This is a genomic window from Acinetobacter pittii, assembly GCF_022449185.1.
In the GTDB taxonomy this organism is placed as follows: domain Bacteria; phylum Pseudomonadota; class Gammaproteobacteria; order Pseudomonadales; family Moraxellaceae; genus Acinetobacter; species Acinetobacter pittii_I.
On record NZ_JAKUKO010000001.1, the window covers coordinates 149,011 to 172,587 of the forward strand.

Sequence of the window (23,577 nt, forward strand, 5' to 3'; positions counted from 1 at the left end):
TACCTAATAAAATAAATAAAAGAGCTAAAAAGCTCTTTTATTTATTTTAATTTTTATTCATCTGGGTAAGCAATTTTCTTAAGTGCTTTAATATCCGCATCAGGTGAGCATAAAGAAATAAATTCGTAACCATAGCCGCGTAATAGATGACCTTTGCGAACGGCAATCCATGTCGTATTAACACCAAAAATATCAGTTTTGGTTTGCTTTAAACGATAATCACGTTCTGTATCATAAGCCACGTCATTGACAATCCCGACACCCATACCAAGTTCTACATAAGTCTTAATAACATCTGCATCAAGAGCTGACATTACGATATCTGCATCTAAGTGAGCTTCTTCAAACGCTTTGTCAATTTTAGATCGACCTGTAAAACCACCATGATAAGTAATGAGTGGATATTCTGCTAAAAGTTCTAGAGTGATCTTATCTGTCTGTACTAAAGGATGATTTTGCGGGGTAATAATACTGTGCTGCCATTGATAGTAAGGAATGCTAGCCAGATTTTCTTCAGTCGTTAAAGACTCGGTTGCAATACCAATATCCGCTTCGCCTTGTAAAAGCATTTCTGAAATTTCGACTGGGCTAGCTTGTTGTAAAATTAAATGAACTTTTGGAAATAATTTTTTAAATTGATTAACAATGGGTGGGAGTACATAACGTGCTTGAGTATGAGTTGTTGCAATTGTTAAAGTACCTTCATCTACTTTATTAAAGTCATCGGCAAGACGTTTAATATTTTCAGCATCCACTAACATGCGTTCAACAATGCTAAGAAGTGATTGTCCGGGTTCAGTTAAACCTAAAAGGCGTTTACCTTTACGAACGAAAAGTTGAACACCTAATTCATCTTCTAAATCTTTGATGTGTTTACTTACACCTGATTGAGATGTGTAGAGTGCAGCCGATGCTTCGGTTAAGTTAAAGTTTTGGCGTACTGTTTCTCGGATAATTCTTAATTGTTGAAAGTTCATTTACACTTTTCCTCAAAAGAGGTGAGGAGCGTCTAAAGATCCGCAAGATATTTCCTCACCAAATATATTTCTTAAGCAACTTGGTCTGCAAATAAGTGCAATTGAGATGCGCTCACCCAAACAGTTTGATTAGGCTTAAATGCATGTAATTTTGCAGCTTCACTGCTCAGAGCAATTTCAATTAAACGTCCATTACGGTCTTGTAACTCGGCCACTACTTTTCCAGCAATCCAGATTTCACGTACAAAAGTCGCTTCAATGGTATTCGCTTGCGGTTGCGAGTGAATATGTAACTCATCTGGACGGGCAAAAGCAATCACTTTTCCTTGAGGTGCCTCAACGGCTGTTGGTAATTGAATACGGTCATTACCGATACGGATAATACCTTCAGTATGTTCACCTTCAAATCGATTTGCCTGACCTAAGAAATCAAACACAAATGGCGTTGCAGGTTTTTCATAAACTTCACGAGGTGAGCCGATCTGCTCAACATTACCTTTATTCATGACAATAATCTGGTCTGCAACCTCAAGCGCTTCTTCTTGATCGTGAGTTACGAAAATTGAAGTGATATGCAATTCATCATGTAAGTTGCGCAACCAGCGACGTAATTCTTTGCGGACTTTGGCATCTAGGGCACCAAATGGCTCATCCAGTAATAACACACGCGGTTCTACTGCCAAAGCACGGGCTAAAGCAATACGCTGACGTTGTCCGCCAGAAAGTTGGGCAGGGTAGCGGTCTGCCAAAAAGCCAAGTTGTACTAGGTCAAGTAAACGAGTGACACGTTTTTTAATTTCAGCTTCCGAAGGACGTGTTGCACGAGGACGAACACGTAAACCAAAGGCAATATTGTCAAATACAGTCATGTGACGGAATAAAGCATAATGCTGGAATACGAAACCAACTTGACGCTCACGCACATGTACATTGGTCGCATCTTCGCCTTCAAGTAACACCTGACCGCCATCGGCTGATTCTAGACCTGCAATAATACGGAGTAGCGTCGTTTTACCACAACCAGATGGGCCGAGTAGGGCAACCAGTTCACCCTCTGGAAAGTCTAGGGAAATATTTTTAAGCGCATGGAATGCACCAAAGTGTTTTTCAATATTTTTAACTTGAATACTCATGATTTCATTCCTTACGAATCAGTTGAATGCGGTTCTGGTTTATCTTGATGTAGCTCTAACCAAGTTTTTAAAATCAGTGTTAAAAGAGCTAAGAAGGCAAGCAGTGAGGACACGGCAAAGGCTGCGCTAAAGGTGTATTCGTTATATAAAATTTCGACATGCAGTGGCAGGGTATTGGTTTCACCACGGATATGACCAGAAACCACTGATACTGCACCAAACTCACCCATTGCACGGGCATTACACAAAATCACGCCATAAATCAGACCCCATTTAATGTTAGGAAGGGTGACCTTCCAAAAAGTTTGCCAACCTGATGCACCGAGTACAATTGCTGCTTCTTCTTCCTCTGTTCCCTGAGCTTCCATGAGTGGAATTAACTCACGCGCCACAAATGGAACTGTAATAAAAATAGTTGCTAAAACAATTGCAGGTACGGCATATAAAATCTTGATGTCATGATCCATTAACCAGCCGCCGAACCAACCTTGAGCACCAAAAATAAGAACAATCATTAAACCGGCAATAACGGGTGAAACCGAAAAAGGCATATCAATGATGGTGGTTAAAATTGCCTTGCCTCTAAATTGGAATTTAGAAACAGCCCAAGCTGCAGCAACACCAAATATCACATTAATTGGAACTGCAATTGCTGCAGTGAGTAATGTTAATTTCACTGCTGATAAGGTATCTGGGTCAATCAAAGCCTGAACATAGACTTCAAGTCCCTGTTTAAATGCTTCTACGAAAACCAAAATGAGTGGCAACATGAGGCAACTGAGGAAAAAAATCAGTGCGATTGTAATAAGGGTATAACGTACCCAAGTTGGCTCACGTGTCGCATCACGAGACTGTAACTTCAAAGCAAGTGCGTTGCTGTCGGTATGTAAATTCATGTGATGTTTCTCCCTGTACGACGGTTTGCCCATGCTTGAAGTAAGTTAATGACAAATAGAATGATAAAAGAGAGAACTAACATGACTGCTGCAATGGTCGTTGCACCTGCATAATCATATTCTTCAAGACGAGAAATGATCATCAGCGGTGCGATTTCTGTTTTAAACGGCTGGTTACCTGCAATAAAAATAACAGAGCCATACTCACCCACGCCGCGAGCAAACGCTAAAGCAAAGCCTGTAAATAGAGCAGGTAGTAAGATCGGTAAAATAATTTTAGTAATGGTCTGCCAACGATTTGCACCAAGTGCTGAAGCTGCTTCCTCAAGTTCGGTTTCAATATCGCTGAGTACCGGCTGAACGGTTCGAACAATAAAAGGAATACCAATAAAGACCAATGCTAGCGTAATCCCGATAGGTGTATAGGCAACCTGAATACCAAGTGGTTCCAGATATTGACCTAACCAACCAGTAGGTGCATAGAGCGAAGTCAGTGCAATACCTGCAACTGCAGTTGGAAGCGCAAAAGGTAAGTCAACTAGAGCATCAACTAGACGTTTTCCGGGAAAGTTATAGCGGACAAGACACCAAGCCACAAGCAGACCAAACACAACATTAATAAATGCTGCGATTAAAGCTGAACTAAAGCTGAGTTGAAGCGATTTCAAAATACGCTCTGAGGTTAAAATTTCCCATAGCCCGTCCCATCCGATTCCAAATGATTTGATAAAGACTGCGGCTAATGGAATAAGCACAATAAAAGACACATAGGCGAGGGTGAAGCCCAAAGATAGACCAAACCCAGGCAGCACTCGGGATCGCTGCGACATGATATTTCCTCAAAGAGAAAAGCCTTCTGAAACCAGTAAGCGAATAAATAAAGATAAACAGTGCGGTATAAAGATTGGTATTAAGCAAATTTCAAAGAGAAATGTGTTTTTACCGGGTTGATAGATGAGTGACTACACATCGAATCTTCTGGGATCAAATAGTTCAGCAAATCTGGAAATGGCCCAAAACCTGAGGCAACATTAATATGGCCCACTTCACCAAGATTGACGGGATTTAACTTCCATGATTTTGCAAGTTGTAAAGCATCAAAAAAGCCGAGCCATGGATCATTTTCACTAATGAGTAGCGTTGCAGGCACATCAATTTTTAATTGATGAAAATAATCTTTGTAGTCGGTCAAGCTATGGCGAGCAAACCCTGCCTCCCCAAAGCGTGCTGGATTCGCTGGAGCGACTAAAATTAGTTTCTTAACTTGGCTTCTTAATTCTGGATGCTCAGCCAAAGCAGCTACACTCGTTAAGCATCCAAAACTATGTGCAACAATTTGAACAGGAGCTTGAACTGCTTGAACTGTTTTAACGAATTGCTCAACCCATTCGCTTAATACAGGTCTATCCCAGTTTTTTTGCTCAACACGAGAACTAGACACGAGTTGACGCTGCAACCAAGATTGCCAATGCTGATGTTCACTGCCACCTACACCCGGAACAATTACAGTGTGAATCATGTCTGTTCTCCTTACCTTTAGCGTAAAGAATTACTTCTCTGCACTATTGATTTTCACGATTTGATCGAAAACACCACCATTATCGAAGTGTTGTTTTTGTACTTTTGTCCAACCACCAAACTCTTTATCGATTGTTACAAGCTTCAATGGCTTAAATACATTGCTGTATTTTTTAAGAACAGCTGCGTTACGAGGACGGTAGAAGTTACGTGCTGCAATTTCTTGACCAGCAGGTGAGTACAAATAGTTGAGATAACCTTTAGCAATGGTTAAGTTGCCTTTTTTAGCTGCATTTTTCTCCACAATTGCAACTGGAGGCTCAGCTAAGATCGAAAGAGACGGAGTAATAATTTCAAATTTACCCGGCTGTTCACGAATAGCTAAATGAGCTTCATTTTCCCAAGCCAGTAATACATCACCAATGCCACGCTCAGCGAAAGTAGTCGTCGCACCGCGAGCACCAGAATCTAGAACTTTAGTATGTTTATAAATTTGGCGAACGTATTCTTGTGCTTTCGCATCATTGCCGCCTGGTTGATGTTTTGCCCAAGCCCAAGCTGCAAGATAGTTCCAACGAGCACCACCAGAGGTTTTTGGGTTTGGTGTAATGATTTCTACACCTGGTTTGATTAAATCAGCCCAGTCTTTAATTTGCTTTGGGTTGCCTTTACGCACCAAAAATACAATAGTTGATGTATATGGCGTTGAGTTTTGTGGCAGTTTTTTCTGCCAGTTGGTTGGAAGTAATTTTGCTTTTTCAGCAATTTCATCAATATCTGCTGCAAGTGCTAATGTCACCACATCTGCATTTAAGCCATCGATAACCGCACGAGCCTGTTTACCAGAGCCGCCGTGTGATTGCTTAAACTCAATATCTTGACCAGTACGTTGTTTCCAGTAAGTACCGAACTGTTTGTTGAAATCTGTATATAGCTCACGAGTAGGATCGTAAGAAACGTTTAAAAATTCTTGGGCTGCAAATGACGAAACAGAAAGAAGTGCAGCGATAACCCCGACTTTTAATTGAGAAAAACGCATGAGATAAGTCCTCAAAAAATATGAAATGTTCAAAACATGAACGCAGAATAGCGCTAGTCTTTATTCTAAAAAAATAATAAAAAACGAATTTAATATGAAAAAAATAGAAATAATAAAAAGAGATAAATTATTCTTAAATCTTGATATATAACAAGTTTCAAAAGCAGATACGAAATCGGTATAATTTTTTAAAATCAATCATTTATTATTTAAATGAAAGGTGTTGTATTGTTGTGCGGCTTTTAGCAAAGGATGGAGCAAACATGTGGTGTTTTAAAAATGGGCAACCCGTTGAGACTATTCCTTTATTAGATCGAGCCTTTCATTATGGAGATGGGTGCTTTACCACAATTCGTGTTTTTCAAAACCAAATTGAGCTTAAAGAAAGACACTGGCAACGTCTAAAACTTGCATGTCAAAAACTGTCTTTAACTGTAAATTTTGAATTAATCGAACTGAGTTTACAGCAACTGCAAAAGCAGAACCTCGTACTCAATGGCACTTTAAAAATTGTGATTAGTCGTGGGGAAGGCGACCGCGGTTATAGTTTGCCGAAACATGAAGCTGATATTTATATCTGGTTTTATCCAAAAGCTTTAGAGCCGTTTGTGCCTGACTCTATCCAGTGTGGTGTTTTAAATCAGGCCCTAGGTTTAACCATGCCGAGCTTAGTTGGGCTTAAATCTTTAAACCGTCTTGAGCAAGTATTGCTAAAAAAAGAAGCAGATCAACTCGGGTGGGCTGAAGCATTAGTTACTGATGTACAAGGTTATATTGTTGAAGGGGTCAGTAGTAATTGTTTTATTCGTTTAAATGATAGATGGATTACTCCTGAACTTCGCTATAATGGCGTCCACGGTGTAATGCGGGCAGAAATTCTGGCGCGTATGCAGCACCATGGTATTGCCTGTGAAGTACGTGTGATTGAATTAGATGAAGTATCTGAAATACAAAGTCTATTCTTTTGTAATGCTTTAAACCCTATGCGAGTGGTCACTCATTTAGGCGAAAAAACGCTAGATACACAGGCATGCATAGATTTATTTCATATCCTTAACTTAAATCAGATTCATTAATATGCCGAAGCCACCTGTGAATGCGAAAGCAAAAAACGCCAAGAAAAATAACAAAAAACAAGCTCCAAAATTTTCTAAGCGATTGGTTCTAATTGGCCTTTTTATTGTTTTAATCTTTACGTTTGCCATTTTATGGTCAAGTTTGTTTAAGGCTTATCCTATCGAAGGAAAAAAACAGATGTTATCGATTACATCTGGGGAAACTTATTCTGGTTTTATTGATCGTTTGGCGAAAGAAGATAAAGTTAGCTTTCCTATTATATTGAAGCTTTATCAAAAGTTTATGATTCATGACAGCATGAAAGCTGGTGTATATGAAATTGAACAAGGGATGAGCGTAAGACAAGTGTTAGAGATGTTATCCGATGCTGATAATGCTCAGATGAACCGTGTTTTGGTGATTGAAGGTACAACTTTTAAGCAGCTTATTACTGCACTCAAAAATGATAAAAATGTAAAAAATACAATCTTGGATTTACCTAACGATCAGCTTATGAAAGCGCTTGGGATTCCTTACGATCATCCAGAGGGCTTGTTTGCGCCGAATACTTATTTCTTTGCCAAAGGCGAGACTGACAAGAAAATTCTTACCGATTTATATCATCGCCAAATAAAAGCTTTAGATACAGCTTGGGCAAATCGCGCTCCGAATTTACCTTATAAAGATAAATATGAAGCATTAATTATGGCTTCTATTGTTGAGAAAGAAACAAGTTTAGACAGTGAACTTACACAAGTTTCTGGCGTTTTTGTCCGCCGTTTAAAACTTGGTATGCGTTTACAAACAGATCCAACTGTTATTTACGGAATGGGTAATAACTATAAAGGCAACATTACCCGAGAAGACCTGCGTACTCCAACACCATATAATACTTATACCATTAATGGTTTACCGCCGACACCAATTGCTTTGCCAAGCCAAAAAGCAATTGAAGCAGCGTTACATCCAGATGATTCAAATAACATCTATTTCGTAGCGACTGGTAATGGTGGACATAAATTTACGGCAGACTTGCAAGCACATAATCAAGCTGTGCAGGATTATTTATCCGTGTTGAGATCGAAGAAATAAGGAAAAGAGATGTTTATCAGCTTTGAAGGCACGGAAGGGGTAGGTAAAACTACACTCATTCGAAAAATTCATCAGCATTTTGAAGAGCAAGGCAAACAAGTTATTTTAACTCGAGAGCCGGGGGGCACACCGTTAGCTGAGCAAATTCGTTCGATGCTTTTGGCGGTGAATCATGATGAAAATATGAGTCATGATACTGAGCTATTGCTTATTTATGCGGCACGCGCTCAACACTTACAACAGGTTATTTTGCCTGCTTTAGAAGCTAACAAAATTGTATTAAGTGATCGCTTTACCGATGCGAGTTTTGCTTATCAATGTTCTGGTCGTGGTTTAAGCCAAGATAAATTACAGCTTTTAAATCAGAACTTTGTTTCGCGCATGCCGGAGGTGACTTTCTGGTTAGATGCACCGATTGAACTTGGTATGAACCGTGCACGTGAGCGCGGAGCTTTAGATCGTTTTGAACAAGAAAAGTTAAGCTTCTTTACTAAGGTTCGTGAAGGCTATGAAACCTTATGGAAAGCTGAGCCTGAGCGTATTAAACGTTTAGATGCAACCCAAAGTCCTGATCAGGTATTCGAACAGGCATTGCAATATTTAGGATAAGCAATGGGATGAGCCACTCTTATAAAAATGGGAGTGGTGAAAAATGACAAGAAATCTGGTTTTAAACGTCATAGAAAATATTGGGCAGTATTCTATGCTATTTTGAATACTGTTCTGAAATCGAAGAAAAACAAGGATGAAAAGCTCAAAAGAAGAAATCGTGGCATTTCTTGAAAACGAATTTCCACCAAGTCTTGAACACTGCACGATTGAATCAGTCACGCCTAAAGCAGCGGTTGTTTATTATCATGTTGATCAAAGGCATCAACGTCCTGGTGGTACCATATCTGGTCCAACCATGATGACATTAGCTGATTTTGCCTTATATATTGCGATATTAGGTGAGATCGGTATTGTTGGTTTAGCCGTAACCACCAACTTTAATATTAATTTTTTAAGAAAACCCGCGGGTGATCAAGACTTACGTAGTGAATGTAAACTCATGAAAGTAGGAAAGAGTTTAGTGGTGGGTGAGGTTTGGATTTATTCAGTTGGTCTGGATGAACCAGTTGCGCATGTGACCGCGACTTATTCAATCCCACCTAAAACATAAATATCAAAGCAAATAAAAAGCACAGCCAGAGCTGTGCTTTTTTGTAGAAGAACAGCTTAAATATCAGTATTAACCAATGGCTGTTCTACTGCAAAATTTGGAGGAGTCAAAACAGTTTTACGAATCTCGTTCGAAGTTTCCGGATAATCAAGTGTGTAATGTAAACCACGTGATTCTTTACGTTGCATAGCACAGCGAACAATCATTTCAGATACTAAAACAAGGTTACGCAGCTCAATCAGGTTTTTACTAACACGATAGTCTTGATAATATTCGGTGATTTCACGTTTTAACATTTCAATACGGTGTAAAGCACGTTCTAAACGTTTAGTAGTCCTTACAATACCAACGTAGTTCCACATGGTCGAACGTAACTCATCCCAGTTTTGTAAAATCACCACATCTTCATCAGGGTTGGTTACTTGTGAGTCATCCCAAGTTGGTACTTCAGGTAATTTGAAGTTTTCATCAAATTTATTTTCGATATCTTTTGCCGCACTCATACCGTAAACGAAGCACTCAAGTAATGAGTTACTTGCCATACGGTTTGCACCATGTAAGCCTGTATAAGACGTTTCACCAATCGCATAGAGACCTTCAATATCCGTCTGACTATTTGAGTCAACCACAACACCACCACATGTATAGTGGGCTGCTGGCACCACTGGAATCATGTCTTTGGTAATGTCGATGCCTAACTCAAGCAATCTTGCATAAAGTGTAGGGAAATGCTCTTTAATAAACTCAGGTGATTTATGGGTAATATCTAACCATACATGGCGAATACCGAGACGCTTGATTTCATGGTCAATGGTACGTGCCACAATATCGCGAGGAGCCAGTTCTGCACGATCATCAAAACGCAGCATAAAACGTTCGCCATCAGGTAAGCGCAAATAAGCACCTTCACCACGCATAGCTTCGGTAATTAAAAATGATCGTGCTTGAGGGTGATAGAGACATGTTGGATGAAACTGATTAAATTCCATATTGGCTACACGGCAACCTGCACGATAAGCCATTGCAATACCATCACCCGTAGCAATATCTGGATTAGATGTATACAGATAAGCTTTCATCGCACCGCCGCAAGCCAGCGCAGTGAATGGTGCTAGGAAGGTATGAACCTTTTCAGTATTTTCATCTAATGCATATAAACCAATAGCGCGATTCGCTTGGTCGGTATGGCCTAATTTATGTGAGGTGATTAAATCAATCGCAATATAGTTTTCAAAAATAGTAATATTTTTACGTTCTTTGGCACGCTCAACTAACGTGGTTGAAATGGCTTTGCCTGTTGCATCAGCAGAATGGATAATGCGACGTTGCGAGTGACCACCTTCGCGAGTTAAGTGAAGTTGCTCATCTTCATCTAAGGTAAATTGCACGCCTTGTTTTAAAAGAAAATCAACAGAAGGGCGGCCGCCTTCTACGGTATGTTGTACCGCGTCCATTTCACATAAATGAGCGCCTGCAATCATAGTGTCATTAATATGCTGTTGAATAGAGTCAGTCTCATCAAGAACAGCAGCAACGCCACCTTGAGCATAAAAGGTACTTGCTTCGGTTAGAGCAGCTTTGGCTAAAACTGCAATATTAAAATGATTTGGTAACGATAAAGCCAGACTTAAACCAGCGCCGCCGCTGCCCACAATAATCACGTCAAAGTGGTGAATTGTCTGTAAATTAGGCATGTCCATTCGCATCAATTTAAAACGTCCGCTAATGACACCCCTTTTTACCTAAAAAGGCAAGAGCTTAAGCGCTCTAACTCAGAGAAAAATTGCAATTGGCTTAAAAAGTTGCAATGCGTAAAATAATCCTTGTGATGACGTATTACAAATAAACATATTGTTACGCACAACCTCAAAGCGTTGTGATACAAAAGTTTTATCCTTATTCTCGTAGACCAATTGTGGGTGAGCACCGAATGAAATCTCGCTATTTACAACAAGGAATGTATGCAGCGGTATTTACAGTTGCTGCTGTTCAAGCAAATGCTGCTGTTGATTTTTCAAATCTTGTTGAACAAGTTAGTCCAGCAGTCGTGAGTGTAAATGTCGTAAAAAAAATGACTCAGGATGAACTGTTGCAGCAGCAAGTTCCTGAAATTTTAAAACGTTTCTTTGGCAATCAGGTCATCATTCCACAGCAACGAGGTCCACAAGAAAAGACAGCTTACGGAAGTGCATTTTTCATTAGTAAAGATGGTTACTTACTCACAAACCACCATGTGATTGAAAATGCCTCTCGTATCAGTATTACTTTAAATGACCGTCGTGAAATTGATGCAACCGTGGTGGGTAGTGATGAGCGTACAGACGTTGCTTTGTTAAAGGTAAATGGAACTAACTATCCAGCTTTACGAGTAGGAAATGTTGACCGTTTACGTGTCGGAGAACCTGTTTTAGCTATTGGTTCGCCGTTTGGCTTTGACTACTCTGCGTCGGCCGGTATTGTGAGTGCAAAATCACGAAACATGAGCGGTGAAACTTCGGTGCCATTTATTCAAACAGATGTGGCTTTAAACCCGGGTAATTCTGGTGGTCCATTATTTAATCAAAATGGTGAAGTGGTCGGGGTAAATTCTCGAATATTTAGTGGTACTGGCGGCTATATGGGCTTGTCTTTCTCTATTCCGATTGATGTAGCTATGGATGTTGCCGACCAGCTCAAAACAAAAGGTAAAGTCACACGCTCTTATCTAGGGGTGATGATGCAAGATATTGATCGAAACCTTGCTGATGCCTACAAATTACCAAAACCTGAAGGTGCTTTAATTACTCAAATTTCTCCGAATTCACCTGCACAAAAAGCAGGGTTAAGAGCGGGTGATGTGATTTTAAAACTAAATGGTGCACCTGTACTCCGTACGAGTGATTTACTGTATGCATTAAACAAAGTACAGCCAAATCAAACCGTTCAGTTTGAAGTATTACGTGATGATAAAACACGTAATATTTCAGCAACCTTAACGACTGCACCAGATGAAACGCCTGCTACTGGTGCACAAGGTGCTGCATCTAAAGGGCCAGTTTTAGGCATGAGTATTCGTGATCTAGCTGAGCCGGAAAAAAATGCGTTGAGCGTGAAAGGAGGTATTTATGTACAAGATGTTCGCCGTGGCGGTTTAGCATCACTATCAAATATCATTCCGGGTGATGTGATTACCCAAGTCAATAATAGCCAAATTTTAAATAGTCAGGATTTTGCAAAAGTTGTTTCTAACTTGCCGAAAAATACCGTAGCACGTGTTGCTATTATTCGTCAGGGACAGCGCGCGATGCTTGGTTTACGTATTCAATAATCCTCAACCCAATCAATAAACCACCCTGAAAATGGGTGGTTTTTGTTATTTATCTTGAGCGTTTAGCGATATCTACCTACACTTATTTCAGTTTTAAGGTTAATAAATAAGAGTGTTCATTTGTGAGTAGTATTTTTGATTTACATATTGAGGTGCAGTCACATCACATTGATGCGTTAGGGCATGTAAATAACGTAATGTATGTTCAATGGATGCAGGATGTAGCTGCTGCTCATGTTGAAACTTTGGGAGTAGGGGTAACTAAATATCTTGAGTTAAAACATGCAATGGTCGCGGTTGAGCATCATGTGCAATATCGTAAAGCTGCGTTTGAAGGCGAACAAATTGTATTACGTACATGGTTAGATGACATTAATGCACTTTATTCATTTCGCCAGTATGTGTTTTTTCGTCCATCAGATCAGGCCGTATTATTTGTTGGAAATACCAAATGGGCATGTATTGAAATTGCTACTGGACGTCCAAAACGAATGTCGCCAACTTTTACCCATGCATACAAGCCGCTTGACTCAAGCATAAATCCTTACGATTTTGCCGTTTCGTATGCTCGATAATTTGAAGTAAGACGCTTACTTTGACTGTCCTTTTTTAAAACATAAGTACAAAGCTCATGATTATTTTGGATACTTTAAAATATGCATCTGTTATAATCTCACGCAATTTATTTAACCGCTTTGGCTGTGTATTAAAACAAGCTACATAGCACTCTATATTTTCTCAAGGTAACCCATGGCGCAAGCTAAAAAATCCGTCGATATCAAAAATATACGAAATTTCTCGATTATTGCCCACATTGACCATGGTAAGTCTACATTGGCTGACCGTTTTATTCAGATGTGTGGCGGTCTACAAGATCGTGAAATGCAAGCCCAAGTCTTAGACTCAATGGAGCTTGAGCGTGAACGTGGGATTACCATTAAAGCCGCTTCTGTCACGCTGTATTACACCCATCCAAATGGTCAGGAATACCAACTTAACTTTATTGATACGCCTGGGCACGTTGACTTCTCATATGAGGTTTCTCGTTCATTAGCTGCATGTGAAGGTGCACTATTGGTTGTAGATGCAGCACAAGGTGTTGAAGCTCAATCAGTTGCAAACTGTTATACAGCAATTGAACAAGGTCTAGAAGTTCTTCCTATTCTAAATAAAATTGATTTACCACAGGCTGAACCTGAACGTGTAATTCATGAAATTGAAGAAATTATCGGGATTGAAGCGACAGATGCACCAACTTGTTCAGCAAAAACTGGTTTAGGTGTTGAAGGTGTACTCGAGCGTTTAGTTGATGTTATTCCGGCACCAGAAGGTGATCGTGAGGCACCATTACAAGCATTAATTATCGACTCATGGTTTGATAACTACTTAGGCGTAGTTTCTCTTGTTCGTATTAAACAAGGTCGTATCCGCAAGGGCGACAAAATGTTGGTTAAATCGACAGGACAAACTCATCCAGTCACTTCTGTAGGTGTGTTTAATCCTAAGCATACTGAAACAGATATTCTTGAAGCTGGTGAAGTAGGTTTTGTTATTGCGGGTATTAAAGATATTTTTGGTGCACCAGTAGGTGACACGATTACTCTTGCTTCTACACCAGATGTTGCAACTTTACCTGGTTTCAAAAAGGTTAAACCGCAAGTATATGCTGGTCTTTTCCCGATTGACGCGAGTGACTTTGAACCGTTCCGTGAAGCATTGCAAAAATTACAGATTAATGACTCGGCTTTATTCTTTGAACCAGAAAGTTCAGATGCTTTAGGCTTTGGTTTCCGGTGTGGCTTCTTAGGTATGCTGCACATGGAAATTGTACAAGAGCGTTTAGAGCGTGAGTACGATCTTGACCTCATCAGTTCTGCACCTACCGTAATTTATGAAGCATTAACCAAGAAAGGCGAAACGATTTACATCGATAGTCCATCAAAAATGCCAGATGGATCGACTGTAGAAGATTTGCGTGAACCAATTGCTGAATGTCATATCCTTGTTCCTCAAGAATACTTAGGGAGCGTAATGACGCTCTGTATCGAACGTCGTGGTGTACAAAAAGATATGAAATTCTTGGGTAACCAAGTTTCTATTACTTTTGAAATCCCGATGGCTGAAGTCGTTATGGATTTCTTTGACAGATTAAAGTCATGCTCTCGTGGCTTTGCATCTTTAGACTATAACTTTGTACGTTTTGAAAGTTCAGCTTTAGTTAAGGTTGATGTGTTAATTAATAGCGAAAAGGTTGATGCCTTGGCTATGATTTGTCACCGTAATGATGCACGCCATCGTGGTATTGCATTGGTTGAGAAAATGAAAGACTTAATTCCTCGCCAAATGTTCGATGTTGCTATTCAGGCAGCAATCGGTGCGCAAATTATTGCCCGTTCTACTGTAAAAGCGATGCGTAAAAACGTATTGGCAAAATGTTATGGTGGTGACGTTTCGCGTAAGAAAAAACTACTTTCTAAACAAAAAGAAGGTAAGAAACGTATGAAACAAGTGGGAAGTGTTGAAATTCCACAAGAAGCGTTCTTGGCTGTATTGAAAGTAGAAAGATAAGAAATGAGGGTGGGGGAAGTGAACAATTTCTTTTCCCCACTGTAATACAAGCAGCGAGGCTGCGAGTGAGGTCATGTGGATTTTGATTTTAATTTAATTCTTGTTCCAGTTACGCTGATTCTATTTGCAGTGTGGTTGTTAGATAAACTTGTATTAAAACAGCGTGCAAATAAAGGACGCGGGAACGAAAATTTTGTCATTACATGGGCCTATGACTTTTGGCCGGTTTTAGCTGTAGTACTTATACTCCGTTCATTTCTTTATGAACCATTTAATATTCCATCGGACTCTATGGTGCCAACTTTAGAAACTGGTGATTTTATTCTGGTGAATAAATTTGATTATGGTGTACGTTTACCTATCGTTAATAAGAAGATTATTGATGTAGGTGAACCGAAGCGTGGTGATGTAATTGTATTCCGTTATCCACCTCAACCGACTATTAGCTATATTAAACGTGTAATCGGTTTACCTGGCGATCATATTGTTTATGACCATGGGCAATTGATTATTAACGGGAAAAAAGTACCGAAAGTATTAACACAGTTCAGTCGTGAAAAAGATGTGATGGATACGCCAACGTCTATTTATCATAAAGAGACGATTGGTGAGCATACCTTTACGATGCGTGAGCTTGAAGGCGTAAATGTGGCGCGTCAAGCACCGTTTATCAACTATGTTGAAAATGGTAAATATGCGAACCAAGACGGTTTATATTGGGAAGTGACTGTACCAAAAGGACATTACTTTGCAATGGGGGATAACCGCGATCAAAGTGCAGACAGTCGTTTCTGGGGGTTCGTTCCTGAAGAAAACTTAACAGGACGAGCATTCTACGTGTGGATGCATAAAGAACCGGGTTTACACCTTCCTAACTTTAGCCGAAATGGAAAAATAGATTAAAAACAACCATTAGGAAAAAAAGAAATGCGTAAGGCACAACAGGGTACTTCGTATTTAGCAATTTTATTTGGGGTGGTTATATTTGCGATTGCAGTAAAAGCTGTACTTGCAGTTTGGCCAGCATATTGGGATGATCGGCTGATTAATAATCAGATAGAAGAGCTTTTACAAGAAAGCTCTTCTGAGATCACACCACAAAAGTTTGTAACACAAATGGATCAGCGACTCGAAATGAACAATATTCGTGATCTCCACTTTAAAGAGATCGCTCAAGTGTTTAATCAGTCAGGTCTAACGGTCAAAAAGAAATATGAAGTAAGAAAACCTTTCTTATTCAATATTGATTTAGTTTTAACATTTGAGAAGAGTTTTGATAAAACATCAGTTCAAACTAAGTGATCCTCGCTTACTGAGTCGAATCGGATATCAATTTAAGCAGCTTGAATTGTTACAGTTAGCTTTGACTCATCGTTCGGTGAGTCACAAATACAATTACGAGCGCTTAGAGTTTCTCGGTGATTCATTATTAGGCATGATAATCGCCAATTATCTATATCATGCCTATCCAAATGAAAATGAAGGTCGTCTCACGCGTATGCGTGCGACCTTAGTTCGCCAAGAAGCATTAGGTAAGATTGCAACCGATTTGCAACTTAGTCGGTGTTTAATATTAAGTACAGGCGAGTTGAAATCTGGTGGTCATCATCGTGAGTCAATATTAGCAGATACGGTAGAAGCGATTATTGGTGCAATTTATCTTGATAGTGGTGATCTCAACTTACTTAAAGATATTGTGCTAAAATGGTACATACCCTATTTAGACCATATAGAACCTACGGATCAACTCAAAGATCCGAAATCACGTTTACAAGAGTATCTACAAGCACGTAAAAAACCTCTCCCTGTTTACGAGGTTGTAGATATTCAGGGTGATGCACCTCATCAGCACTTTAAAGTGGAATGTGTGGTAGATGGTTTACCGAAGATTTATGGTGAGGGTTCAAGTCGTCGTTTTGCCGAGCAGGCAGCAGCGGCGGAAATTTTAAAGTTATTGGAGCAATAACCTGCATGTCGATGCATTCTGATCAAATCAATCCAGATTCAAATGAAAACCAAGATCCTAATAATCTGATTGATCAATTTTTTAGTTCCAAAGGCGTAACAATCCCTTCGGATTTTAAGAGCGGATTTGTGGCGATTGTGGGGCGTCCAAATGTGGGTAAATCTACCCTCATGAACCATTTATTGGGTCAAAAACTTTCTATTACTTCGCGTAAACCTCAAACAACACGTCATAAAATTATTGGTATTGATTCACGTGAAAAAATGCAGGCGGTATATGTAGATACCCCAGGTATGCATAAAAAAGAAGTGCGTGCTATTAATAAAATGATGAACCGTGCTGCTCATTCTGCATTACGTGACGTTAACTTAGTTTTATTCGTTATCGATGCTTATAAGTGGACTCAAAATGACGATTTAGTGCTTGAAAAACTCAAGAACGCTGAAATGCCGGTTATTTTGGTCATTAATAAGGCGGACACTTTTGAAGATAAAAGAGAGATTCTTCCTCTCATTCAAGAACGTGCCAAACTTATGAATTTTGCTGAGATTGTTCCTGTTTCTGCTTTGCGTGGTGCAAACTTAGAACACTTGAGTGAAACGATTGAGAAATACCTTCCTTATCAACCACCATTGTATTCATTTGATCAGATTACTGACCGCTCTGAACGCTTCTTGGCAAGTGAAATTATTCGCGAAAAAATCATGCGTCAGTTGGGTGAAGAGCTTCCTTATGATTTAACAGTACAAATTGAATCTTTCAAAACAGAAGAAGCAACTGTTAATGAAAAAACTGGTCGTTTAAAACCAGCTTGTACCTATATCGATGCAACGATTTTTGTAGACCGCGCTGGTCAAAAAGCCATTGTGATTGGTGAAAAAGGTGCCAAGCTTAAAACGATTGGTATGGATGCTCGTAAAGACATGGAAAAAATGTTTGAGCAAAAAATTATGCTCACACTTTGGGTGAAAGTGAAGGGTGGCTGGTCTGATGATGAGCGTGCTCTCAAAAGCTTAGGATACAGTGATATCTAAAGGATAAGGATGCTGGTATGAAAACAATTACATCATTAATTGCTATAGTTGGATGTACATTGATGTTACAAGGTTGTGTATATAAGCTTGTAACCGTACCAGTAGGTATCGCCTATAAAACTACTAAAGGTGTAGTTAAAGGTACAGCAGCTGTTGTAGGTGCTATTATTCCTGACGGTGATGATGAGGATGATAAAAAAGAAAAAGAATCTGAGGAATAGATTCTTTTTATGATGCGCAATGAAGTCCTCCATGGATATATGATTCATCACCGTAAGTACCGTGAAAAAAGTCATATTGTGCATCTTTTTACTCAGGAATATGGGCGAGTCGATGGTATTTTAAGACAGACTCCGCCCCCTCAATATCAACCTATTCGACTGCAAGCCACAGGTAAAAGTGAACTCAAAAATTTTACTAAGCTGGAAATATTAAATCAGCCTGTTTTCTTTTTTGGTGATGCTTTTTTTGCTGGTTTTTATCTAAATGAAATTGTTCTTAGACTTTGCCCATTAGAAGAGGCAATGCCACAAACTTTTGAGCAATATCAATTAACTTTGCTTCAATTACAGCAATTATCTTCCCACGAAAATCCTGATCTTTTTCTGAGACAGATTTTGCGCCAGTTCGAACATGTTTTGCTTCCTGAGCTGGGTTACGCGATTGATTTCTCAATTGATACTCAACAACAGCCAATACAGGCTCACCAGTTTTATCAATTTCAGGTGACGGAAGGTTTTGCGCCCGTTGTTCAGGCAAGTCGTTCTTCATTGTCAGGTAAAGCAATTTTATCTATGTTGGATTATGAGCAAGGCCAGGATTTTTCTCACGAACAATTGCAATTATTAGGTAAACTATACCGTCAAATGATTACATCGCTTTTAGGAGATCGTCCCCTAAAAAGTCGACAATTGTGGATTCAAAATACTCAAACTCAATCGTAATTAGGATTTATTTATGGCTGCATTGCTTGGTGTAAACATAGACCATGTTGCTACTTTGAGACAGGCGCGCGGTACTACTTATCCAGACCCTGTAGAAGCTGCTCTTATTTGTGAAGAAGCGGGTGCAGAGGGGATTACTTTGCATTTGCGTGAAGACCGTCGCCATATTCAAGATGATGATGTACGTCGCATGCGTCCATTATTAAAAACGCGTATGAACCTAGAGTTGGCTGTTACTGATGAAATGGTCGAGTTTGCGAAAGAAATTCAGCCACAGCACGTGTGTTTTGTGCCAGAAAGACGCCAAGAAGTAACAACTGAAGGTGGTTTGGACGTAGTGGGTAACTTTGAAAAAGTTAAAGCAGCAACTCAAACTTTAGCGGCTATTGGTTGTGACGTATCATTATTTATTGATGCTGATTTAGCTCAAATTGATGCAGCAGTTGCGTGTGGCGCACCTACGATTGAGTTGCACACGGGTGCATATGCGGATGCGGAAACGGAGCAAGATCAACAAGCCGAGTTAGAGCGTATTATCAAAGGGGTTGAATATGCAGATTCAAAAGGTTTGGTTGTAAATGCAGGTCATGGCCTTAACCTTAAAAATATTGCGCCAATTGCAGCTATTCCACAAATTCATGAATTAAACATTGGTCATTCAATTATTGCTGAAAGTGTTTTTGTAGGTCTGGTTCAAGCTGTTAAAGATATGAAAACAGCGATTCAGGCAGCAGGATAGTTGGTTATGTCGAGTATCAATTACGATGAATTAATGCAACCTGTGGTGGCCTTTTTAGGTTGTCAAACACCAAAAGCATGGTTGGATGAAGCAATCAATAATTTAGATATCTTGATGCAAGATCATGCTAATTGTGAAAAGAAAGCTGCTAGTACAGCAATGAACTTAATGTTCCGCTATAGCTTCTTTCCTGACTTACAAGTAAAACTTGCTCAACTTGTACGAGAAGAAATGCTTCACTACGAACAAGTGCTTGAGCTTATGGCTAAGCGTGGTCAAGAGTGGACTGGTTTAAGTGCCGGACGTTATGCAGGTGGGTTGCGTAAAGAAATTCGTACATATGAGCCTGAAGCTTTAATTGATGTGCTGGTGATTGGTGCATTCGTAGAGGCTCGTTCATGTGAGCGTTTTTATGCACTTGCACCGCGTGTAGATGATGAGTTAGGACGTTATTATCGATACTTGCTTAAGTCAGAGTCTCGTCATTTTGAAGACTATCTAGCTCTTGCGCTTGATGTGGCAACCACTGCAAAAATGAAAGATCCTAAAGAGGATATTCAACAGCGAATTGATCATATCCGTGAAGTTGAGAAGAATCTGATTTTAACACCAGATGATACTTTCCGTTTTCATAGTGGTATTCCTGCTTAGTCTTGGATGTCTCAAATAAAAAAGTTTACCTTTCACGGTAAACTTTTTTATTTGGTGAGTATTATCTCTTTGGCGGTAAGCATGTTCTGCTTTTAGTTTTTTAATACATATAATTATTTAATAAATATATTTTTTACAGATTTTAATTTCTCTTAAAATTTTTAAAAAAACTTTTATTTTTTTAGGCTAATAATAAATATTGTGTAAATATAAAGGTTGATATGTTCATCATGAGTTCAACAGAAATAGTTACTCATTTCTAAGGATATAAGAATGTTAGCATTAGTTACAGGCGCATCGGCAGGTTTTGGTTATAGCATTTCAAAAAAGCTGATTGAGTTAGGATATAACGTTATTGGTTGTGGAAGACGAGCAGAAAAACTAGAAGAGCTAAAACAAGAACTTGGTGAAAAATTCTACCCATTAGTATTTGACATGACGGATACGGCAGAAAATATAAATAAGGCATTGGTTGATTTACCAGCTGAATTTCAAATCAATCAAATTGATTTATTGGTGAATAATGCTGGATTGGCATTAGGATTGGAACCCGCAGATAAAGCAGAATTAGATGATTGGTACACGATGATTGATACCAATATTAAGGGGCTTGTTACGATTACCCGATTAATTTTGCCAAGTATGGTAAAGAAAAAATCAGGTTTGATTATTAATATGGGGTCTATCGCAGGTACATATCCATACCCGGGTGGTAACGTGTATGGGGCAACCAAAGCTTTCGTGGAGCAATTTAGTCTAAATCTTCGTGCTGATTTGGCTGGTACTGGTGTGCGCGTAACTAACATTGAACCAGGCTTGTGTGGAGGTACTGAATTTTCTCTTGTGCGTTTTAAAGGTGATGAGGATAAAGTAAACAGCCTATATGATAAAAAGAATCCACTCTTGCCTGAAGATATTGCAAATACAGTAGCTTGGATTGCTTCACAACCGCCACACATTAATATTAATCGTATTGAAATGATGCCGACTACTCAATCTTTTAATCCTTTAAAAGTGGTTGAAGTGGAATAATAATTTGAGAAGAAAATAGATTCTTTCGAGTGAGGTTAGAGCGTTAAACCTAATTAAATCCTCTATCTGCTGATAGAGGATTTTTTATAGTTATTGATAAATTTATGGCAAAAAAAAGCCCGCTTTAATGCTGCGGGCTTTTTAGTATTTGGCTCTCCCACCTGGGCTCGAACCAGGGACCTGCGGATTAACAGTCCGTCGCTCTACCGACTGAGCTATGGGAGAATCTGCATGCGATTATAAGGAGATTTTGAGAAGGGTCAAGTCTAAATTGTCATGTTTACTTCATTTTTGTGTCGTATGCTTTTTATTTGATCAGTTGAGTGATGAGTTAAGAAATTACTTGCACTTTAAAAAATCAATTGCTAGATTCAAAAAAGAACAAGCGTTTGGAGAAATTCAAACAGTGTGGATTTAAACCAACTTGCCAGCACTAAAATGGCTAAATCGGAGATAAGTATGAAAACGCTTACGATCGCTTCTATTTTTTCTAATTTTGATTTCTATCAACGTAATTATCTCAATATCTTAAATCAATCACAATCTTATTACACACCTGTAGAAGGTGCATGGATTAATGCTTATCCTTTCAAAAAGCAGGATTTATATTTAGGCGATTTATTGCAGCTTTGGTTTAGCGCTAAATGGAATGTGCATAATTCACTTAAGATTTTAAAAAGCTCGAAACTACTAAACTCTTCTGAATCTTTATATATTTTTCAATTAGAAGGGGAGTTATTGTTGGGTAAAAATAAAGTTTTAGCTTGGTCTGTAGAGCATCAAGAAATTATAGAACTCCAACTTAAAAATATTTGGGCGCCGTATGTGATTGCACAAACTTGTGAACGTCCAGATAATTCAGATGACTTAATAAAAAAGGCAGCGGTTTAAGGCTGCCTTTAATAATTATGAACGAATAATCATGCAGGTTGCTGTTGCATAGGCATACAGTTTACCTTCATCATCAATAATCTTTCCTTCAGAAATACCTAAATTTTTACTTAAATTAATAACTTTGCCTGTTGCAATTAAAGTCTGATTTTGGGGAATAGGGCGGCACATTTTTACGTTAAGGTCGATTGTGCCGTAACCTACACCCGCAGGTAACATCGTATGTACTGCACAACCGGTCACTGAATCTAGGACGGTGGCAGCAAAACCACCATGTACGCCACCGAGTGGATTTAAATGGTTATGATCTGCTTGGGCTTTAAAGGTAACAGATCCTTCTGAAATTTCAGTAGGTTGCATAGGTATTGTTTTACTAATGCTGGCAGGTGGAATATGGCCTTCAATCATTGCTTGTAAAAATTCAAGCCCAGTCATTTCCATCGGATTTTTCATTTTTTGGGTCCTTTAATTCTTTAAGTTCTAAAATGGAACTTGATATTAGCCTATTATTAAGTCATCGATAAGTCAATTCTAGAGTTAGAGATTGAACTGATAAGTTGAATCTTAAAAACTTGTCCATTTAATATAAAATTCCTTTATTATAAAAATTGAATTAAATGAGTTGCATAATGAATTAGATAGATAAGAAAGTCTTCTTTTACACTATAAGAAATAACAGGAGCATAAGGACAATGCTTTTTAAAATTGCACTCATAATGGCGGGTTTTGCAGCAAATTCTGTATTGTGTCGTTTGGCTTTGGTTGGCCGACATATTGACCCAATGACTTTTAGTCTAATACGAGTGGGAAGTGGTGCGGTTGTTTTATTTGGACTGTTTTTATATTCAAAATCGTCTCAAACCAAAGTCCAATGGAGTTTAAAAAACGCATTTTTTCTAGCGGTTTATATTTTGACATTTTCGTATGCTTATATTCAGATCGACGCTGGTATTGGTGCTCTGTTATTGTTTGGGGTTGTACAGCTGACTATGGTGCTTTATGGCTATTGGCAGGGTGAACAGATTGGCATGTACCGTGGTATAGGCTTATGTATTGCTTTAGCTGGAATCAGTGTTTTGTTATTACCCGGTACTCATGCGCCTGATTGGGGATATGCTCTAATTATGGTGGTATCTGGTTTGGCATGGGCGGGATACAGTATCGCGGGTCGCAATATGACACAACCGATTGGTAGTACGTTGGCAAATTTTACGCTAGCTGTGCCAATGGTTTTGTTAGCGAATATATTACTTGCCCAAGATCGCTACATTGACATGCAAGGATGGATCTTAGCGATTTTGTCGGGCGGTGTTACTTCAAGCGGGGCTTATATACTCTGGTATGCCATTTTGAAGCATATTGATCGAGTGACAGCGAGTACAGTACAGCTAAGTGTGCCATGTTTGGCGATTATAGGTGGAAGCCTATTTGTAAATGAGACTGTGACAGGGCGAGTGATTTTATCGAGCTTTATGGTTTTATTTGGAATTTTATTAGTTATTTATGTAAGACCTCCAAAAGCCAAAAATGCATAAGTGAATGAAAAAAAGGGTTCTCTCAAGAGAACCCTTT

27 protein-coding genes and 1 tRNA gene are annotated in these 23,577 nt (G+C 39.0%); 19 read left to right on the forward strand and 9 right to left on the reverse strand.

Going from position 1 to position 23,577, the window contains the following annotated elements:
* Positions 1 to 53: 53 nt before the first annotated feature.
* The 6 genes from gltC to cysP all read right to left on the reverse strand — a co-directional run bounded on the left by gltC (position 54) and on the right by cysP (position 5,563).
* On the reverse strand, positions 54 to 977 hold the full coding sequence (gltC, locus tag MKX14_RS00655) for a CysB family HTH-type transcriptional regulator (protein ID WP_046811722.1): 924 nt from the start codon (positions 975 to 977) through the stop codon (positions 54 to 56).
* Positions 978 to 1,048: 71 nt separating this feature from the next.
* The gene (cysA, locus tag MKX14_RS00660; protein ID WP_002118816.1) at positions 1,049 to 2,110 is read right to left on the reverse strand and encodes a sulfate/molybdate ABC transporter ATP-binding protein; all 1,062 of its coding nucleotides are present in this window, start codon (positions 2,108 to 2,110) and stop codon (positions 1,049 to 1,051) included.
* A gap of 11 nt (positions 2,111 to 2,121) precedes the next feature.
* Positions 2,122 to 3,006, reverse strand: coding sequence for a sulfate ABC transporter permease subunit CysW (gene cysW / locus MKX14_RS00665; protein WP_240281514.1), 885 nt, complete (start codon positions 3,004 to 3,006; stop codon positions 2,122 to 2,124).
* Positions 3,003 to 3,836 (reverse strand): sulfate ABC transporter permease subunit CysT, encoded by an 834-nt coding sequence (gene cysT / locus MKX14_RS00670; RefSeq protein ID WP_240281515.1) that lies wholly within the window; start codon positions 3,834 to 3,836, stop codon positions 3,003 to 3,005. The genes cysW and cysT overlap by 4 nt, the downstream gene beginning before the upstream one ends.
* 80 nt (positions 3,837 to 3,916) lie before the next feature.
* Positions 3,917 to 4,525, reverse strand: coding sequence for an RBBP9/YdeN family alpha/beta hydrolase (locus tag MKX14_RS00675; protein WP_240281516.1), 609 nt, complete (start codon positions 4,523 to 4,525; stop codon positions 3,917 to 3,919).
* A 30-nt stretch (positions 4,526 to 4,555) separates the two neighbouring features.
* Complete coding sequence (gene cysP, locus MKX14_RS00680; RefSeq protein ID WP_001212602.1) at positions 4,556 to 5,563, reverse strand: sulfate ABC transporter substrate-binding protein; 1,008 nt, start codon at positions 5,561 to 5,563, stop codon at positions 4,556 to 4,558.
* A 263-nt stretch (positions 5,564 to 5,826) separates the two neighbouring features.
* On the opposite strand from cysP, the gene pabC reads away from it, so the two are divergent.
* The 4 genes from pabC (at position 5,827) to MKX14_RS00700 (ending at position 8,873) form a co-directional block, all read left to right on the forward strand.
* Complete coding sequence (pabC, locus tag MKX14_RS00685; protein WP_002118496.1) at positions 5,827 to 6,639, forward strand: aminodeoxychorismate lyase; 813 nt, start codon at positions 5,827 to 5,829, stop codon at positions 6,637 to 6,639.
* Position 6,640: 1 nt separating this feature from the next.
* Positions 6,641 to 7,711, forward strand: coding sequence for an endolytic transglycosylase MltG (gene mltG / locus MKX14_RS00690; RefSeq protein ID WP_130119020.1), 1,071 nt, complete (start codon positions 6,641 to 6,643; stop codon positions 7,709 to 7,711).
* Positions 7,712 to 7,720: 9 nt separating this feature from the next.
* Positions 7,721 to 8,320 carry a dTMP kinase gene (gene tmk, locus MKX14_RS00695; protein WP_108011431.1) on the forward strand — a complete coding sequence of 200 codons (600 nt, stop codon included), beginning with the start codon at positions 7,721 to 7,723 and terminating at the stop codon, positions 8,318 to 8,320.
* A gap of 136 nt (positions 8,321 to 8,456) precedes the next feature.
* Positions 8,457 to 8,873 carry a PaaI family thioesterase gene (locus MKX14_RS00700; RefSeq protein WP_240281517.1) on the forward strand — a complete coding sequence of 139 codons (417 nt, stop codon included), beginning with the start codon at positions 8,457 to 8,459 and terminating at the stop codon, positions 8,871 to 8,873.
* Positions 8,874 to 8,929: 56 nt separating this feature from the next.
* Here the strand turns inward: MKX14_RS00700 and nadB are convergent, their stop codons facing one another.
* A complete protein-coding gene (nadB, locus tag MKX14_RS00705; protein ID WP_031945281.1) occupies positions 8,930 to 10,573 on the reverse strand; it encodes an L-aspartate oxidase in 1,644 nt (547 codons plus the stop codon).
* A gap of 230 nt (positions 10,574 to 10,803) precedes the next feature.
* Between nadB and degP the strand changes: the two genes are divergently transcribed.
* The 12 genes from degP (at position 10,804) to MKX14_RS00765 (ending at position 21,114) form a co-directional block, all read left to right on the forward strand.
* The gene (degP, locus tag MKX14_RS00710) at positions 10,804 to 12,180 is read left to right on the forward strand and encodes a Do family serine endopeptidase (protein WP_046811714.1); all 1,377 of its coding nucleotides are present in this window, start codon (positions 10,804 to 10,806) and stop codon (positions 12,178 to 12,180) included.
* A gap of 122 nt (positions 12,181 to 12,302) precedes the next feature.
* Positions 12,303 to 12,755 carry an acyl-CoA thioesterase gene (locus tag MKX14_RS00715; protein WP_240281518.1) on the forward strand — a complete coding sequence of 151 codons (453 nt, stop codon included), beginning with the start codon at positions 12,303 to 12,305 and terminating at the stop codon, positions 12,753 to 12,755.
* 175 nt (positions 12,756 to 12,930) lie between these two features.
* Positions 12,931 to 14,748, forward strand: coding sequence for a translation elongation factor 4 (lepA, locus tag MKX14_RS00720; protein WP_240281519.1), 1,818 nt, complete (start codon positions 12,931 to 12,933; stop codon positions 14,746 to 14,748).
* 75 nt (positions 14,749 to 14,823) lie between these two features.
* Entirely contained in the window at positions 14,824 to 15,651 is an 828-nt protein-coding gene (gene lepB / locus MKX14_RS00725) for a signal peptidase I (protein WP_046811712.1), read from the forward strand.
* 24 nt (positions 15,652 to 15,675) lie between these two features.
* Positions 15,676 to 16,050 carry a DUF4845 domain-containing protein gene (locus MKX14_RS00730; protein WP_005067828.1) on the forward strand — a complete coding sequence of 125 codons (375 nt, stop codon included), beginning with the start codon at positions 15,676 to 15,678 and terminating at the stop codon, positions 16,048 to 16,050.
* Positions 16,022 to 16,714 (forward strand): ribonuclease III, encoded by a 693-nt coding sequence (gene rnc, locus MKX14_RS00735; RefSeq protein WP_005067830.1) that lies wholly within the window; start codon positions 16,022 to 16,024, stop codon positions 16,712 to 16,714. Before MKX14_RS00730 ends, rnc begins: the two co-directional genes overlap by 29 nt.
* Positions 16,715 to 16,725: 11 nt before the next feature.
* The gene (era, locus tag MKX14_RS00740; protein WP_079381034.1) at positions 16,726 to 17,748 is read left to right on the forward strand and encodes a GTPase Era; all 1,023 of its coding nucleotides are present in this window, start codon (positions 16,726 to 16,728) and stop codon (positions 17,746 to 17,748) included.
* Positions 17,749 to 17,765: 17 nt separating this feature from the next.
* A complete protein-coding gene (locus tag MKX14_RS00745; RefSeq protein WP_240281520.1) occupies positions 17,766 to 17,969 on the forward strand; it encodes an NF038104 family lipoprotein in 204 nt (67 codons plus the stop codon).
* Positions 17,970 to 17,978: 9 nt separating this feature from the next.
* The gene (gene recO, locus MKX14_RS00750; RefSeq protein WP_016140294.1) at positions 17,979 to 18,692 is read left to right on the forward strand and encodes a DNA repair protein RecO; all 714 of its coding nucleotides are present in this window, start codon (positions 17,979 to 17,981) and stop codon (positions 18,690 to 18,692) included.
* Between the two features lie 13 nt (positions 18,693 to 18,705).
* On the forward strand, positions 18,706 to 19,431 hold the full coding sequence (gene pdxJ / locus MKX14_RS00755; RefSeq protein ID WP_069123844.1) for a pyridoxine 5'-phosphate synthase: 726 nt from the start codon (positions 18,706 to 18,708) through the stop codon (positions 19,429 to 19,431).
* A gap of 6 nt (positions 19,432 to 19,437) precedes the next feature.
* Complete coding sequence (gene miaE / locus MKX14_RS00760) at positions 19,438 to 20,082, forward strand: tRNA-(ms[2]io[6]A)-hydroxylase (RefSeq protein WP_014207364.1); 645 nt, start codon at positions 19,438 to 19,440, stop codon at positions 20,080 to 20,082.
* A 273-nt stretch (positions 20,083 to 20,355) separates the two neighbouring features.
* Positions 20,356 to 21,114, forward strand: coding sequence for an SDR family oxidoreductase (locus MKX14_RS00765; protein WP_240281521.1), 759 nt, complete (start codon positions 20,356 to 20,358; stop codon positions 21,112 to 21,114).
* 149 nt (positions 21,115 to 21,263) lie between these two features.
* Here the strand turns inward: MKX14_RS00765 and MKX14_RS00770 are convergent.
* Positions 21,264 to 21,339: transfer RNA gene (locus tag MKX14_RS00770), tRNA-Asn, on the reverse strand.
* A 46-nt stretch (positions 21,340 to 21,385) separates the two neighbouring features.
* Between MKX14_RS00770 and MKX14_RS00775 the strand changes: the two genes are divergently transcribed.
* Positions 21,386 to 21,532, forward strand: a complete 147-nt coding sequence (locus MKX14_RS00775) for a hypothetical protein (protein WP_079381033.1) — start codon at positions 21,386 to 21,388, stop codon at positions 21,530 to 21,532.
* A gap of 41 nt (positions 21,533 to 21,573) precedes the next feature.
* On the forward strand, positions 21,574 to 22,005 hold the full coding sequence (locus MKX14_RS00780; RefSeq protein ID WP_240281522.1) for a hypothetical protein: 432 nt from the start codon (positions 21,574 to 21,576) through the stop codon (positions 22,003 to 22,005).
* A gap of 15 nt (positions 22,006 to 22,020) precedes the next feature.
* On the opposite strand, the gene MKX14_RS00785 is transcribed toward MKX14_RS00780, so the two are convergent.
* On the reverse strand, positions 22,021 to 22,458 hold the full coding sequence (locus MKX14_RS00785) for a PaaI family thioesterase (RefSeq protein ID WP_240281523.1): 438 nt from the start codon (positions 22,456 to 22,458) through the stop codon (positions 22,021 to 22,023).
* A 239-nt stretch (positions 22,459 to 22,697) separates the two neighbouring features.
* On the opposite strand from MKX14_RS00785, the gene MKX14_RS00790 reads away from it, so the two are divergent.
* Positions 22,698 to 23,540, forward strand: a complete 843-nt coding sequence (locus MKX14_RS00790) for a DMT family transporter (protein WP_240281524.1) — start codon at positions 22,698 to 22,700, stop codon at positions 23,538 to 23,540.
* Positions 23,541 to 23,577 lie beyond the last annotated feature (37 nt).

Coding starts and splice junctions, on each gene's coding strand:
- gltC (WP_046811722.1), bottom strand. CDS start 977: ATGAACTTTCAACAATTAAGAATTATCCGAGAAACAGTACGCCAAAAC.
- cysA (WP_002118816.1), bottom strand. CDS start 2,110: ATGAGTATTCAAGTTAAAAATATTGAAAAACACTTTGGTGCATTCCAT.
- cysW (WP_240281514.1), bottom strand. CDS start 3,006: ATGAATTTACATACCGACAGCAACGCACTTGCTTTGAAGTTACAGTCT.
- cysT (WP_240281515.1), bottom strand. CDS start 3,836: ATGTCGCAGCGATCCCGAGTGCTGCCTGGGTTTGGTCTATCTTTGGGC.
- MKX14_RS00675 (WP_240281516.1), bottom strand. CDS start 4,525: ATGATTCACACTGTAATTGTTCCGGGTGTAGGTGGCAGTGAACATCAG.
- cysP (WP_001212602.1), bottom strand. CDS start 5,563: ATGCGTTTTTCTCAATTAAAAGTCGGGGTTATCGCTGCACTTCTTTCT.
- pabC (WP_002118496.1), top strand. CDS start 5,827: ATGTGGTGTTTTAAAAATGGGCAACCCGTTGAGACTATTCCTTTATTA.
- mltG (WP_130119020.1), top strand. CDS start 6,641: ATGCCGAAGCCACCTGTGAATGCGAAAGCAAAAAACGCCAAGAAAAAT.
- tmk (WP_108011431.1), top strand. CDS start 7,721: ATGTTTATCAGCTTTGAAGGCACGGAAGGGGTAGGTAAAACTACACTC.
- MKX14_RS00700 (WP_240281517.1), top strand. CDS start 8,457: ATGAAAAGCTCAAAAGAAGAAATCGTGGCATTTCTTGAAAACGAATTT.
- nadB (WP_031945281.1), bottom strand. CDS start 10,573: ATGGACATGCCTAATTTACAGACAATTCACCACTTTGACGTGATTATT.
- degP (WP_046811714.1), top strand. CDS start 10,804: ATGAAATCTCGCTATTTACAACAAGGAATGTATGCAGCGGTATTTACA.
- lepA (WP_240281519.1), top strand. CDS start 12,931: ATGGCGCAAGCTAAAAAATCCGTCGATATCAAAAATATACGAAATTTC.
- MKX14_RS00730 (WP_005067828.1), top strand. CDS start 15,676: ATGCGTAAGGCACAACAGGGTACTTCGTATTTAGCAATTTTATTTGGG.
- era (WP_079381034.1), top strand. CDS start 16,726: ATGCATTCTGATCAAATCAATCCAGATTCAAATGAAAACCAAGATCCT.
- MKX14_RS00745 (WP_240281520.1), top strand. CDS start 17,766: ATGAAAACAATTACATCATTAATTGCTATAGTTGGATGTACATTGATG.
- recO (WP_016140294.1), top strand. CDS start 17,979: ATGATGCGCAATGAAGTCCTCCATGGATATATGATTCATCACCGTAAG.
- pdxJ (WP_069123844.1), top strand. CDS start 18,706: ATGGCTGCATTGCTTGGTGTAAACATAGACCATGTTGCTACTTTGAGA.
- miaE (WP_014207364.1), top strand. CDS start 19,438: ATGTCGAGTATCAATTACGATGAATTAATGCAACCTGTGGTGGCCTTT.
- MKX14_RS00765 (WP_240281521.1), top strand. CDS start 20,356: ATGTTAGCATTAGTTACAGGCGCATCGGCAGGTTTTGGTTATAGCATT.
- MKX14_RS00780 (WP_240281522.1), top strand. CDS start 21,574: ATGAAAACGCTTACGATCGCTTCTATTTTTTCTAATTTTGATTTCTAT.
- MKX14_RS00785 (WP_240281523.1), bottom strand. CDS start 22,458: ATGAAAAATCCGATGGAAATGACTGGGCTTGAATTTTTACAAGCAATG.
- MKX14_RS00790 (WP_240281524.1), top strand. CDS start 22,698: ATGCTTTTTAAAATTGCACTCATAATGGCGGGTTTTGCAGCAAATTCT.